The sequence below is a fragment of the Bradyrhizobium sp. HKCCYLRH2060 genome (assembly GCF_051168135.1).
Lineage (GTDB): Bacteria > Pseudomonadota > Alphaproteobacteria > Rhizobiales > Xanthobacteraceae > Bradyrhizobium.
In genome coordinates, this window is sequence record NZ_JBNPUK010000002.1 from 183365 (window position 1) to 196594 (window position 13230).

The following is a 13230-nucleotide window of genomic DNA, read 5'->3' on the forward strand; positions in this document are numbered from 1 at the left end:
ATGACCTTACCCGTCTGGCCGATCGCGACCTATGCGCCGCAGCAGGACAGCTTCCAGCCGATCCAGCGCATGCGCGATCCGCTCGCGACCGACATGGAAGGCGGCAACACCAGGCAGCGGAAGCGCCCCGGCGACAACGTCGGCACGTTGACGCAGACGATCTGGATGACGATGGCCGAGCACGACACGTTCGTCGACTGGGTCAAGACGACACTCGGTAACGGCACGGGGCGGTTTACGATGAATGTCTGGCTCGGCAGTGGCTTTGTCAGCAAGACCTGCCAGTTCATCAAGCCGGGAACGCAGCTGACCTATGCCTATCTGACCACCGACGTCGTCGCGGTCACCATGTCGCTGCGCGTCTACGGTGTGTAGCGCGTGGCCCGCAAAAGTGGGCACCGGTTTTGCGAGCAGGCCACGCGCCAGAAGAGACACTGACCGATGCCAACCCACAGCGAGGCGCTGCTCGAGGCCTACGCCTCCTGTCCGCCGAATGAGGACGTCTACATCACCTTGGAGATCTGGCAGTCGTCGTTCGACCAGCCGGCGCGGGTCGTCGCCAATGTGGCTGACGACATGACGTTCGGCATCGAGCCGGGCGCGGTGCGCAATGCCGGGGAGATGGTGACCTTCATCGCGTGCCCGTTCACGGCTGAATATCCCGAGCAGCGCGAGGGCCAGCCGCCGGCGAGCCGGATCACGATCGACAACGTCGCGCGCGAGCTGGTGCCGAAGATCAGGGCCGCACAGGCCGTGCGCGAGTACATCACGGTGATCTATCGCGAATATCTCGGCTCCGACCTGACCGAGCCGGCCTATGGCCCCGTCGAGTTCGAGCTGCGCACCGTCGAGATGACCGGGACCAAGCTGACCGGCACCGTGATGGTCAAGAACCTGATGAACAGGCGCTTTCCGAAGCGCGACAAGAACTACGACTATCAGCAGTTTCCGAGCCTGTTGCCATGAGCGACGGCATGACGGTCTACGTCCTTTCCGAGAACGATTACGACGCGGGTTATGCAGAGGGGGTCTACAGCTCGCCGGAAAAGGCCGCGGCTGCAGCAGCAAATGTGTCGTCCTATCGTCGCAGCCGCCCCTTCGTGGTGACTGAATTCCGGCTCGATGCAGATGAGCCGACAGGCAGATCTTGGCCCGTGCATGATGGGAAGCTCGGTGAACCGTTCTGATTTCCTCGCGCCCCTGATTGGCGAGCCCTGGTCGTGGCAGGCGCGCAACTGCTGGGAGTTCGCGGCGCATGTCCAGCGCGAGCTGTTCGGCCGCGCGCTGCCCAGCGTGGCCGTGCCGGATGAGCCGAAATGGCGCTGGATGATCGCCGAGATCGGCCGCAATCCGGAGCGCGCCCGATGGCGCGAGGTGGAGCAGGGGCCGCATGGCCTGATCACGGCCACCGACGGCGCGCTTGTGCTGATGGGGCGGTTCGCCGGCGCCGGTCACATCGGCGTCTGGCTCGCGGCGGAGCGCAAGGTGATCCACTGCGACCGCCGCAACGGCGTGTGCTGCGAGGACGTCCAGTCGCTGAAGCATCAGGGCTGGGTGAGCATCTCGTTCTGGGAGCCGAACGAACAAGCCGAGTAGTTCCAGCTGTTACTCGTTGGCGTCCTTGAGCGCTGCAAGGCCTTGCTGGGTCGGCCTCAAAGAGAGTTCGCCATAGTTACTCTCGACCTGGGCATAGCCCCATCTGATCAGATCCCCGCACTCCGGAACCTGATCTGGATCTATCAGCGCTTCGCCGAGTTCCGCAGCTTTGGACAGAATATCCCGATGTAGGCCGCTCAGTTTGCGGCTGACCTGTTTCGTCACGCTGTGGCTGAGGGGCGACATCGCAATGCTTTCGTTTGTTGGCTCGGGTGCATCATAGCATGGCCCGCACTGCACGGAATACATCTGATCAGGCACGCAAGACCGCTGGAGATGCGCGATTGCGCTCGCGGCCGCGCGCCCGGCGCGCGCGCGCGCCGGCGGTGGTGATGCGGCCCGTCGTGCACCTGGTGATGCCGGGGCTCGAGGTCGCCAGCGCGGTGCCGCGGCCTGATGAAACCGTGGCGGCCTTCCTGCGCCGCACCGGCTGGGCGCGCCGTGACAGTCAGCACGGCTGGAAGTTCGCGAGGGGCTTGCCGACCATCCTCGAGATCAATGGCGAGGCGGTGCTGCGCGCCGACTGGCGCCGGCGCCGCATCGGCGCCGCCGATGCCGTGCGCTTCCTGTCGGTCCCGCGCGGCGGGGGCGGCGGCGGCCGCAATCAGGGCAAGAGCGTCATCGGCCTGGTCGCGCTGATCGCGGTCGCGGCGTTCGCGACCTTCATCACCGGCGGCGGCGCCGCGGCGCTGCTTGGCGCGTCGTTCGGCGCCGGGACATTTGGCGCGGCGGCGTTGGGGGCGGCGATCGGCCTCGGCGGCTCGCTGCTGATCAACGCGCTGACCGCGCCCAAGGCCGGGGCCACCAACACGCCCTCCGCGACGCAGGACCAGATCTATTCAGTCGCCGCGCAGGGCAACACCGCGCGCCTCGGCCAGCCGCTGCCGGTGTGGTACGGCCGGCTCAAGCGCTATCCGGAGTTCGCCGCGACGCCCTGGGGCGAGTTCGTCGCCAACGACCAGTATCTCAACGTGCTGCTGGCGACGACGATGGGCAGCCTCGAGCCGGAGGCGCTCTATATCGACGACACGCTGCTCTGGCATGCCGGCACCGGCATCGAGCCCGGCTTCGACTGCCAGCTCGCATTCTACGAGCCGGGCCAGACCGTCACGCTATTTCCGGTCAATGTCGACCAGTCGGCGGAGGTCTCCGGCCAGCAGCTCCCATCGGGCTCGGGCACGTCAGGCGGCTTCTACGGTCCGGCCGGCGTCCATTTCCCGCCGTTCGGCCGCTCGCCCGGCGCCTGGCTCGGCGGCTTCGCGGCCAACCCGGCCGGCACGGACGCGCAGGCGATCGCGATCGACTTCGTGTTTCCGTCCGGCTGCTACACCTACAACAAGGACGACGGCAACATCGGCTATTCGACCGTGGGTCTCACGGCCGAATATGCGCCCTGCGACGATTTGGGCATCGCGACCGGGCCCTATGTGACGTTGTTCGCGATCGAGCGCTCCTATGCCGCACAGTCGCCGATCCGCGACAGCGTCAAGGTTGACGTCGCGCCCGGCCGCTATCTCGTCCGCTTCCGCCGCGAGGATGCCGAGCTCTCCGGCCAGGACGGCAACAACGCCGTGATCTGGGCCGGCCTGCGCACCTTCCTCGCCGGCGCCAATTCCTTCGCCGACGTCTCGACGGTGGCGCTGCGCATCAAGGCCTCGCAGTCGACGCAGGGCAGCTACAAGTTCGGCGTGCTCGGCACCCGCAAGCTGCCAGTGTGGACGGGGGCGGCCTTCGCCACCCAGGCGACGCGCAACCCCGGCTGGGCGTTCCTCGACGCTGTCGTCAACGCGACCTACGGCTCGGGGCTGTCAATCTCCAAGGTCGATTTCAACGCGGTGGTCGCCTTCGCCACGGGCTGCGCCAGCCGCGGCGACCAGTTCGACTACCGCTTCGACATCGCGGTCGCGGTGCCCGAGGCGCTCGACAAGATCCTGACGCCGGCGCGCGCCCGCCATTTCTGGCTCGGCGACACCGTCTCGATCGTGCGCGACGAATGGCGCGACGTGCCGTCGCTGCTGCTGACCGACCGGGAGGTGGTCCGGGATTCCACCTCGATCGGCTTCCAGATGCTCGGCGACGAGGATCCCGACGCCGTCACCATCGAGTATGTCGACGAGCAGACCTGGCTGCCGGCCTCGGTGCAGTATCCGCCCGATGATCTCACCTTCACGGCCACGTTCCCGGAGGTGCGCCGCATCGACGGCATCGTCACCCGCGCGCAGGCGTTCCGGGAGGCCGCGTTCTACTACCTCGCCTCGATCTATCGCAGGGAGACGCCGAGCGTCCGCGTCGAGTATGAGGGCCGCGCGATCACGCTCGGCTCGGTGCTGCGGCTGCAGTCCGAGCTGCCGGAGGCCTACGGCCAGGGCGGCGCCGTGACCTCGGTCGCGGTCCGAACCTTGAAGCTCGACCCGGCGCCCGTCTGGGGGACCGGGCCGTATTACATCCGGCTGCGCCGTCCGAACGGCACATGGTTCGGCCCGGTGGTGGCGACGCAGGGCGCGGACGCGAGCCTCGCCGTGCTCGACGCGGCGAGCCTGGCGAGCGCGGAGACCGCGCAGTCGACGACCTTGTCGGCCGTGCTGACGCGCGCCGATGGGGCCGAGGATCCGTCGTTCGAGTTCGGCAACGGCACCTCGTCGTCAAAGCTGTGCGTCGTGCTCAACGGCACGCCCTCGGGCGACTACGCCACCTTGAGCCTGGTCGTGGACGACGAGCGCGTGCACGCCACCGACCTCGGCAGCCCACCGCTGCTGCCGGTCGGCCAGTTCCCGGCGAACGACAAGGTGCCGCTGATCGCGGGCCTCAACGCCACTTTCGGTCAGGGCGCGATCGAACCAAAACTGTCGGCGTCGTGGTTTCCGGCGGCGGGCGCGCTCTACTACATCGCCGACGTCTCCTATGACGACGGCGTGCACTGGCAGCAGGTCTATGAGGGCCAGGACAACCAGTTCTCGGCGGTGGTCTCGCTCGCCGCGGTGAAGCTGCGGGTGCAGGCGGTCAATACCGCCGTGCGCGGGCCGTACTCGACCGTCAACGTGGCGGCGCCGACCATCGAAGCGATCCCGCAATCGGTCGCCCTGACCTCGCTGATCGAGGGCCTGCAGTACCAGGTCACGACCCTGCAGGATCAGATCAAGGCGGCCACCGACGAGGTCACGCAACGCATCGCCGCGATCGCCGCCAATCAGGATGCGCGCAACTGGACCGACAAGAAGGCGGTGCGGACGCAATTGTTCGCGATGGCCGGCGACGCCAAGGCCGAGATCGCCACCCTGCAGCAGGCGATGGTCGACCAAGACACGGCGTTCGCCACCTATCAGGCCGAGGTGTCGGCGACCTTCGGCCCGGCGTTCTCCTCGGCCAACACGGTGTCGACGGCGATCGCGCAGCTCGATGGCTACGCGGCGGCGTCGTGGAGCGTGACGGTCAACGTCAACGGCGCCATCTCCGGCATCCGGCTGATCGACGGCAGCAACACCGACAGCGTCATCAACCTCGCCGCCGACCACGTCCAGATCTCGCTGCCCTCGGTCAACGGCGGCGCGCCCTACGATCTGTTCTCGACCGGACTGGTCGGCACCGTGCCGTCGGTCGGCATCAACGGCAATTTGATCCTCAACGGGACGATCACCGCCTCGATGATCCAGGCCGGCGCGATCCAGGCCGTGCACATCCAGGCCGGCTCGATCTCGACCAACCAGATCGCGGTCGGCGGCGTCGACCTGCCGAACATCATCGACGGCGCGGTGTCCTCGACCCAGGTGTTCGCGACGCCGGCCAAGACGGACGATTTCTCCGACTTCCTCAACATCACCACCGTCATCAAGTCGGGCAAGGCCACCGTCGCCTATGAGGCGCAATGGTCGAACGGCTCGTTCAACTATGGCGGCTCGCGGCCGTTCTCGCAGATCGACCTGCTGGTCGACGGCGTGGTCGTGAAGTCGTGGAGCTGGATCCACATGCTCAACCCGTTCGGCGGCGGTTCGCCGGTGTTCGAGCTGTATCTGCCGATATCCATCCGCCACACCCAGTCCGGCCTGCCGAGCGGCGCGCATAATTTCCGGATGCGGGTGGTCTCGACCGGCGCGCGGTTCTCGCTGGCCGGTGGCCAGGTCTACATCACCGATTTCCGCAGGTAGATCAGCATGGCATTTCCGAGCTACGCGACCGGCACGGTGGCGGTCGCCAACGGCGCGACCGTGATCGACGGCACCGGCACGATCTGGTCCGGCGTCAATGTCCGCCCCGGCGACGACATCGTCATCGCCGGCCACACCGTCATCATCGAGGACGTCACCGACGAGACGCATCTCGTCATCGACGCCTGGCCCTACACCACGGTCACGGCGGGCGCGGCCTACAAGATCGTGCAGCGCTCGCCGCTGCGCTTCGTCGGCGGCCAGGCGATGGCCGACGTCTCCGCGCTGGTCGCGATCCTCAATGGCATGGGCACGATCTACGCGGTCACGGGCGAGGCGCCGGATCCGTCGATCGGCGAGGACGGACAGTATGCGCTGAAAACCAACACCGGCCTGTGGAAGCTGTGGCTGAAGGTGGCGGGCGTCTGGGTGGCGCAGGGCAATCCCGCGGGCACCTCGACCAACCGCGGCGCCTGGGACAGCGCCACGGACTACATCGCCTCCGACATGGCCTCGCGGCTCGGCTCGAGCTACATCGCCAAAGCGCCGAGTACCAACAAGCCGCCGGAAAGCAACCCGTCGTTCTGGGACCTGGTCGCTGCCAAGGGCGACCCAGGCAGTCAGGGGCCCCAGGGCGCGCCCGGCACAGCCGCCACGATCACGATCAGCTCGACCACGACCCTGCCGGCCGGCTCGAACGCGACCGTCACCAATCTCGGCACGTCCTCGGCGGCCAGCCTTGCCTTTGGCATCCCGCGGGGCGAGCAGGGCGCCCAGGGCGTCCAAGGACTGCAAGGGCAGGGGCTCAGCTACGATGCATCCGGCACGCTGGCAGAGCGCGCCAACTATGACGGCCAGACCACCGGCTATGCCTTCCTGCAGACCGACGTGTCGCCGTTCCGGCTCTGGGTGAAGGCCTCCAATACCTCGGCTGATTGGGCCGGGCCGACGCCGATCGGCGCCAGCGTGCCGGTCCTCAGCATGGGGTCGATTGCCGATCCCGTCATCGCAACATTCAGCTGTGGGTCCATCGCATGACGACGCATACGCAATTCGGGTTTGGCTTCGGCACAGCTGCGCAGATCGGGGGCTACACCGGACTGCAATTCGAGCCGGTCTACGACACCGACAACCAGAGAGTTGTCGTCATGCTCGGCACTGGAGCCGGCAACAAGGTCGCGATGGCCAGTGAAGCGTTCGTCACCACCGCGATCGCCGGCGTCAGCGCCGGCGCCAACGCTTTCCTGCAGTGGTCGACCTGCACCTGACCGGCGAACGACGCGGGCGCCACGCTCTCCTCCGTCATGGCCGGGCTTGACCCGGCCATCCATCCTCTTCGCAACAAGGATCCAACCCATGGCATCGGCTCCCGTCTTCGTCGGTACCCCCAAGACCTGGCAGGCCGCGCTGTCGGCCGCCAACACCAATCGCGACGGCACCGGCACGCTAGTGACGGTGGTCAGCGCCGGCGGCTCGGGCTCGCGCATCGACAGCCTGCGCGCCGTCGCTTCGGGCACCACGACGGCCGGCGTCATCCGGTATTTCCTGAATGACGGCACCAACAAGTATCTCCTCAAGGAGCGGCTGGTGACCGCGATTACGCCATCGGCGACGATCGCCGTGTTCGAGGACGATGTCAGCTTCGCCAACGGCCTGGTGCTGCCGACCGGCTGGTCGCTGATGGCCTCCACCCACAACGGCGAGGCATTCAAGGTGTTCGCGCAGGGCGGAGACCTCTGATGACCAACCACGCCTCGTCGTTCCCGGCGACCCCGCAGTTGCCGCCGCTGCACCGCTATGGCGGCGTGCTCGCCTCGAATCCCGAGCTCGCCATGAGCGCCATGGGCGACGCCTATTGGGTCGAGGGCACCGGCACCGTCCGCGGCCTGCCAACCTGGCCCAAAGGCCCGCCGATCCACCTCTATCTGGTCGGCAACCCGACCTTCGTGCACTCCTCGAAGCTGCTGATGCCGGGATCGCAGAACTACACGTTCTCGCCCGGCGATTCCTGCTGGGCGCTGCCGCTCGGCGACGGTGTGTGGCGGGTTATCTCGATTGGCATTGCCGCGCTTAGCCCGACTTCCGGCTGGCGCAACAAACAGACCTTAGCAAAGACCGCCGCATATTCGGTTGTGACTGGCGACGCCGGCTCGACCCTGCACGTGGGAAATAACGCCTTTTTCGAACTGACGTTCGGCGCCGCGTCGAGCTATCAATCGGACTTCTCGGTGATGGTGCGCAACACGGATTCATATTCCGGCGTCGGCACGGGACGCGGAAAGCGGATCAATCTGAACGGCACAACCTTCATTCTCTACCCCGGCCAGAATGTCCAGATCTTCAGTGCCAATGATGGATCTGGACCCGTTTGGGACTGGTTTCCGAAGAAGCAGAGATGGGCGCAAGGGAATGTGACGTTCTGCTGCGATACCGGCAGCACCGGTGCGCGCGGAACGGTCGACGGGTTGGCGTCAGGCGCGAGCGCCTTTGTCAACATTCAGGACGCGGCTTCGGTCATCTACTATGACTCGGATATGCAGGGGTCGTCATCCACGATCGCGCTGACGGCGGGCCAGACCTTCGCGCAGACGCTTAGCCTCGGCGGCCAGGGCCTTGGATCAAACGTCATCAACCTGAAGGGAAATGGGGGTACTGCTACGATCCAATCGCCGAGCAGCGGCGTGGACCTCGTGTCGGTCGGCGACAATGCCGAGCTGATCATGCAGGACGTCACGCTGAATTCGCAGAACAACGTCTTCGGTAAGGCCGCCATCAAACTGCACGGAAACGGCGTCGTCGATGTTTTTGCCAATGTTCGCATCAATGGCGGCGGCGGAGCGAACGATGTCGGCGTATACCTCGATAACGGCGCCTGCATCTTCGCCATCTTCAACATCATGACTTTCAACAATACGTTCAAAAACATCATCCGGGCGGATCGTGGCGGTCAGATCTCGCTTGGCCCGGGCATTCAGCCGACCGGCGGAATGGCCATCACGAATTTCATGGAGTTGTACGGTCCGGGCCTCACGACGGTCGGAACAGCGATCACGGGCAACGCGGCGGCCTGGGGCACACCAGGAAACATCCTGGTGGATGACGGTCATACGTTCAAGTACAACGGAACAGCGCTGCCTGCGAGTGTCACGGCTACAGGCGCTCATGGCGCTTATGCCTATTAGCTCGGATCACTCGCCAAGGCGGTTCATGATCAGCGGAGCAAGCTGTTGCCGCGCCAGCCAGATCGACGCGTGTGGTCGCAAGTGCACAGTATCCGCAGTGATGAGACCCTCTTTCGGATCGTTGCCGAGATAGCTCAAGCATCCCTCCGCGTTGCAGAACGGCTTCATCTCGTCGACGAATTCGAACGGTTCGTCAGGCCGGATCTGCGACTGAAACGCTTTGGTGAAGGCCATCAGATCATCATCGAGGTGGCCTTTGATATAGCGTGGAATCTCAGGCCAGTAGTTATCGAGAACGACCTTATAGAGGAAGGGTTTCCAGTGCGGCCGTTGCCCCAAGACGAGCACATGCTTGACGCCGTAGCCTTTTACGGTCCTCGTGAACTGGCGGATGTAGGCGATGTCGAACGAATTGTTCGATGACAGCAGCAGCACCTTTGGGGGATCGATCTTGATACGCTGTATCGCAAAATAGTTCGCCATATGACAGTGATGGGTATCGATGATGCGCTCGATCACCTCACTCACCTGGCACCCGGAACTCCAGATCAAGAGCAGTGAAACGGTCTTCGGAAGAACCTCGCTGAGACCGTAGTATAGATCGGATGCGTTCGAGTCTCCGAGGACCATGATGCTCTGCTCGGAATGGCGAGTATAGCAGTTCGGATCAATGGCGGCGCGCGGAGCAATCGTCGGAATTTTGGAGTCCCAGGCGTAGAAGTTGCACTGGTTCTGCGAGATGTAATTGATGTACTCAGCCTGCAGCCTCGGTGAGCCCACATTGAAATAGTCAGCGTAGGCAGCCTTGTCCTGCTCGAGCCGGCCCGGAAAGCCCTTGCCGAGGACGTCGACGATCCCGAACGCGCCAATCGCGGCCATTGCTGTCACCAGGGCGGGAATCGAAGCCTTTCTCGCGCGCTGCCCGAACCGGATGGGCTTTTCGACCAGCTGATAGGTAAGCCACGCCAGCACGACGGAGGCTGCGACAAGGGCGAGCACGAGCTGTGGTGGCGGCGCGACGTTGCCGAAATGGAGCCGTGCGAAGGTCAGCAGGGGCCAATGCCAGAGATAGAGAGGGTAGCTGATCAGCCCGAACCAGACCAGGATCCTGCTGGAGAGCACCCAGCGATTGAGCCACGCCTCGGGGCCGGCGAGAATGAGAAGATAGGCGCCGGTCGCCGGCAACAGAGCCCACCAGCCGGGAAACTCATGTCGCCGTGTGATCACGACGACCGATGAGAGGACGAGAGCCATGCCCAGTGTTGAGATGACATGGCGGTAGGCGCGATCGGGATCGGTGTTGGCGTCGCGTTGGAAGAAGATCGTTGTCAGCGCAATGCCGATCGTGCGTTCGATCCAGGCCGCGGCTCTAGATGGGAACAGGGTCAGGTTCGCGAGGCTTGCGCCGGCCGCGAGCTCCCAGAGGCGTGATGCCGGCGAGTAGAACGCGGCGACCGGGTCCGTCGACGTCGCCTTGATGCCGTAGACCAGGGACAACGCCAGAATGGCCGCGATCAGGACGAAGCGATTGAGGCGACTTCGCCAGGCGAGCAACATGAGAGCCGGCCAGACCAGATAGAACTGCTCCTCGACACCGAGCGACCACAGATGCAGCAGGACCTTGGTGTCAGATGCGACGTCGAAATAGTTGGCCTCTTGCCAGAGGGCGAGGTTGGCAACGAATCCCGCACCTGCGGCGGTGTGCTTTCCGAGCCGGGCGAAATCATCCGCCCAGAACAAGAGGCCGCCGGCGACTAGGCAGCAGGTCAGCACGATGATCAGCGACGGGAAGATGCGGCGCACGCGCCGGGCATAGAAGTTCGTCAGCGTGAAGCGTTTGGCGGCAAGGTCGGTGAGGATGATGGACGTGATCAGGTAGCCTGAGATCACGAAGAAGATGTCGACGCCGACGAAGCCGCTGCGGAGCAGATTTGGAAAGGCGTGGAACGTGACGACGGACAACACCGCGATAGCGCGGAGCCCGTCGATATCAGCACGATAGTGAGTTGCGTGATCGATGACCCGGCCATCGATGCCGGAGTGTTTGTCTGTCCCGTGCACCTCGGATGCCCCCTTGCCCCGGCCTCCGGCGGTCGCCGAGTAGGCGATCTCTTTTAACACCACAACCTCTGGAAAGTCGACCGATCCTGGATTGGAGCCGGCGACCTGCACCGTTTTCGCAACATCGGAGCCCCTGACATGATCGAGCTGACGCGCGAAACCCTGCGCGCGGTGTTCCCGCGCGCGCCTGAGGCCGTGATCGAGGCGTTCGTCACCAGGCAGGAGGTGCTGACCAAGGTCGGCGTCAACGCGACGCGGACGCGGCTGTCGTACTTCTTCGCCAACCTCGAGCACGAATGTGGAGGCTTCGCGCTGAAGGGCCTCACCGAGAGCCTGGCGTACACGCCGGAGCGGATGGCGCAGGTCTGGCCCAACCGCTTCGCCTCGGCCGCAGCGGTGCGGGCGCGGTTCGGCACCGCGCCGGGCTGGCAGCTCAAGGCATTCGACGACATCTATGGCGGCCGCATGGGCAACCGCCCGGGCACCCATGACGGATCGACCTATATCGGCCACGGCGGCCCGCAATGGACCGGCCTCGGCGCCTACCGGGAATGCGAGGCGCGGACCGGCGTGCCGGCGGTCGATCGTCCCGAGGCGGTGTCGCAGCTCGAGCGGCAGCCGGAGATCTGCGCCGCGTTCTGGGACTGGAAGGGCCTCAACGCCAAGGCCGACGCCGGCGACTTCAAGGGCTGCGTCAAGCTGTGGAACGGCGGCAGCAATGGCCTGGCCGACCGCCTGCATTTGATGGCCGGCAACGATCCGATCATCGCCCGCATGGCCTCGGTCGACCGGATCCTGCCGGTGGCGAAGAGCATGCCGGGCAGCCCGCCGACGGCCAAGCCGCCCAAGGAAGTCGTCGACGCCGCCACGGCCAAGGAGCGCCGCCTGCGCACCGTCGCGACCGGGGCGGCCGGCACCACGGTGGCCGCCGGCGCCGGCCACGAGGGCGCGCGGCAGGGCACGGACGCGCCGACGCCGCTGCCGCCGGCGGCCGTCGCGGCCGTCGCCGGCCTCGCCATCGCGCTGGCGATCGCCGCGGCGATCCTGCTGGCGCGCAAGCGCGCGGCCGTCATCGCCAACTGGTTCTGATCGCCGCGGAGGGCCCTGTCATGCCCCGCCATTTCGGCCTGCCGCCTTCGGCGCCGCGGCGATGCGGCCCCGGACCGATGAGCCGCGGCGAGCTCGCGCTCGGCCTGTTGCTCTGCCTCGTCTTCGCCGCCGCCTGTCTCGGCGCCGGCGCCTGGCTGCTGCGCGCGGTGGTCGACCGCGCCGAATTCGTCTCCGTGCTCCCGACCCCTGAAAGGAACTGACCATGCTGAAGGATGTCTTGAAGTGGGTGGCGTTCTGGCTGCTCAACGGCGCCGTGATCGCATTCGTCTATGTCGTCTGGATCGGGCCCCTGCTGAAGCGCACGCCGGCATTGACCTGGCTGTGGACCCGCGAAGCCGGCATGCTGGCGGCCGTGTCCGAGAAGCTCGCCGGCCTCAAGCAGAAGCTGACGGCGGCGGTGGTGACCATGGCGGTCGGCGTCGTCTACATGCACGACATGCTGGCGCCGATGCTGGTCGGCGTCGACACCACGCCGATCACCAGCGTGATCGCGGGCTATGTGCCGGAGAAGTTCTGGGGCATCGGCGTGGTTCTGCTGCTGCTGCTGCTCAACTACTTCCGCGCGCTGGCGGAGAAGCGGGGAGACGTCTGATGTTCTCCTCGATCATCGGCGCGATCGGCCTGCCCTTCATCAACAAGTTCTTCGACACCGCCGCCAGCATCTTCGTCTCCTACAATAACAAGCAGGTCAGCAAGGAGGAGGCGGTCGATAAGTTGCTCGCGGTCATGGAGCAGGCCGCGCGCGACATCGAGGTATCGCATGCCGAGGCGCTCGCCAAGACCTATGCAGCCTTCGTCGACGCGATGAAATCGTCGCGGATCATCCGCCTCGGCTGGTTCATCACGCTGATGTCCCAGGTGTTCGTGCTGTCCTGGGCACAATGGGCGGTGCCATTCCTGATCTGGATGTTCGGCGGCTCCTATCCGTCGAACGGCGATCTCGTGCAATGGGCCTATCTGCTGATCGGCTTCCTGTGCGGCGGCGGCCCGCTGATCCTGCGCGCCGGGCCCGGCAAGGGCACCGTGTTCGCCGACGCCCGCGCCGCGACAATCAAGCAGAAGGGCGAGGGCGGGTGACC

Annotated in this window: 15 protein-coding genes; 13 read left to right on the plus strand and 2 right to left on the minus strand. The window is 65.7% G+C overall.

Annotated features, from left to right (window positions below; genetic code table 11):
- The 4 genes from ACQR10_RS04595 (at nt 1) to ACQR10_RS04610 (ending at nt 1596) form a co-directional block, all read left to right on the plus strand.
- Entirely contained in the window at nt 1–375 is a 375-nt protein-coding gene (locus ACQR10_RS04595; RefSeq protein WP_434911845.1) for a hypothetical protein, read from the plus strand.
- Between the two features lie 66 nt (nt 376–441).
- Entirely contained in the window at nt 442–966 is a 525-nt protein-coding gene (locus tag ACQR10_RS04600) for a DUF1833 family protein (protein WP_434911846.1), read from the plus strand.
- Nucleotides 967–974: 8 nt separating this feature from the next.
- Nucleotides 975–1187: a DUF7336 domain-containing protein gene (locus tag ACQR10_RS04605; RefSeq protein WP_434911847.1), complete on the plus strand. Its 213-nt coding sequence runs from the start codon at nt 975–977 to the stop codon at nt 1185–1187.
- Entirely contained in the window at nt 1174–1596 is a 423-nt protein-coding gene (locus ACQR10_RS04610; RefSeq protein WP_434911848.1) for a hypothetical protein, read from the plus strand. The genes ACQR10_RS04605 and ACQR10_RS04610 overlap by 14 nt, the downstream gene beginning before the upstream one ends.
- Nucleotides 1597–1605: 9 nt before the next feature.
- Here the strand turns inward: ACQR10_RS04610 and ACQR10_RS04615 are convergent, their stop codons facing one another.
- The gene (locus ACQR10_RS04615; RefSeq protein WP_434911849.1) at nt 1606–1842 is read right to left on the minus strand and encodes a hypothetical protein; all 237 of its coding nucleotides are present in this window, start codon (nt 1840–1842) and stop codon (nt 1606–1608) included.
- Nucleotides 1843–1940: 98 nt separating this feature from the next.
- Here ACQR10_RS04615 and ACQR10_RS04620 point away from each other — a divergent pair, with 98 nt between their 5' ends.
- From ACQR10_RS04620 to ACQR10_RS04640, 5 genes are all read left to right on the plus strand, one after another.
- Nucleotides 1941–5798: a host specificity factor TipJ family phage tail protein gene (locus tag ACQR10_RS04620; RefSeq protein ID WP_434911850.1), complete on the plus strand. Its 3858-nt coding sequence runs from the start codon at nt 1941–1943 to the stop codon at nt 5796–5798.
- A 6-nt stretch (nt 5799–5804) separates the two neighbouring features.
- Nucleotides 5805–6836, plus strand: a complete 1032-nt coding sequence (locus ACQR10_RS04625; RefSeq protein ID WP_434911851.1) for a hypothetical protein — start codon at nt 5805–5807, stop codon at nt 6834–6836.
- Entirely contained in the window at nt 6833–7066 is a 234-nt protein-coding gene (locus ACQR10_RS04630; protein ID WP_434841085.1) for a hypothetical protein, read from the plus strand. The genes ACQR10_RS04625 and ACQR10_RS04630 overlap by 4 nt, the downstream gene beginning before the upstream one ends.
- 88 nt (nt 7067–7154) lie before the next feature.
- Nucleotides 7155–7538: a hypothetical protein gene (locus tag ACQR10_RS04635; protein ID WP_315774851.1), complete on the plus strand. Its 384-nt coding sequence runs from the start codon at nt 7155–7157 to the stop codon at nt 7536–7538.
- Complete coding sequence (locus tag ACQR10_RS04640; RefSeq protein ID WP_434911852.1) at nt 7538–8980, plus strand: hypothetical protein; 1443 nt, start codon at nt 7538–7540, stop codon at nt 8978–8980. The genes ACQR10_RS04635 and ACQR10_RS04640 overlap by 1 nt, the downstream gene beginning before the upstream one ends.
- A gap of 6 nt (nt 8981–8986) precedes the next feature.
- On the opposite strand, the gene ACQR10_RS04645 is transcribed toward ACQR10_RS04640, so the two are convergent.
- Nucleotides 8987–11152, minus strand: coding sequence for an acyltransferase family protein (locus ACQR10_RS04645; RefSeq protein ID WP_434911853.1), 2166 nt, complete (start codon nt 11150–11152; stop codon nt 8987–8989).
- Between the two features lie 27 nt (nt 11153–11179).
- Here ACQR10_RS04645 and ACQR10_RS04650 point away from each other — a divergent pair, with 27 nt between their 5' ends.
- Genes ACQR10_RS04650 through ACQR10_RS04665 form a run of 4 tightly spaced genes read left to right on the plus strand, consistent with a single transcriptional unit; the run spans nt 11180 to nt 13228 of the window.
- On the plus strand, nt 11180–12130 hold the full coding sequence (locus ACQR10_RS04650; protein WP_434911854.1) for a glycoside hydrolase family 19 protein: 951 nt from the start codon (nt 11180–11182) through the stop codon (nt 12128–12130).
- Nucleotides 12131–12150: 20 nt separating this feature from the next.
- Entirely contained in the window at nt 12151–12351 is a 201-nt protein-coding gene (locus ACQR10_RS04655) for a hypothetical protein (protein WP_434911855.1), read from the plus strand.
- A gap of 2 nt (nt 12352–12353) precedes the next feature.
- Nucleotides 12354–12743, plus strand: a complete 390-nt coding sequence (locus ACQR10_RS04660) for a hypothetical protein (RefSeq protein WP_434911856.1) — start codon at nt 12354–12356, stop codon at nt 12741–12743.
- Complete coding sequence (locus tag ACQR10_RS04665) at nt 12743–13228, plus strand: hypothetical protein (RefSeq protein ID WP_434911857.1); 486 nt, start codon at nt 12743–12745, stop codon at nt 13226–13228. Before ACQR10_RS04660 ends, ACQR10_RS04665 begins: the two co-directional genes overlap by 1 nt.
- Nucleotides 13229–13230 lie beyond the last annotated feature (2 nt).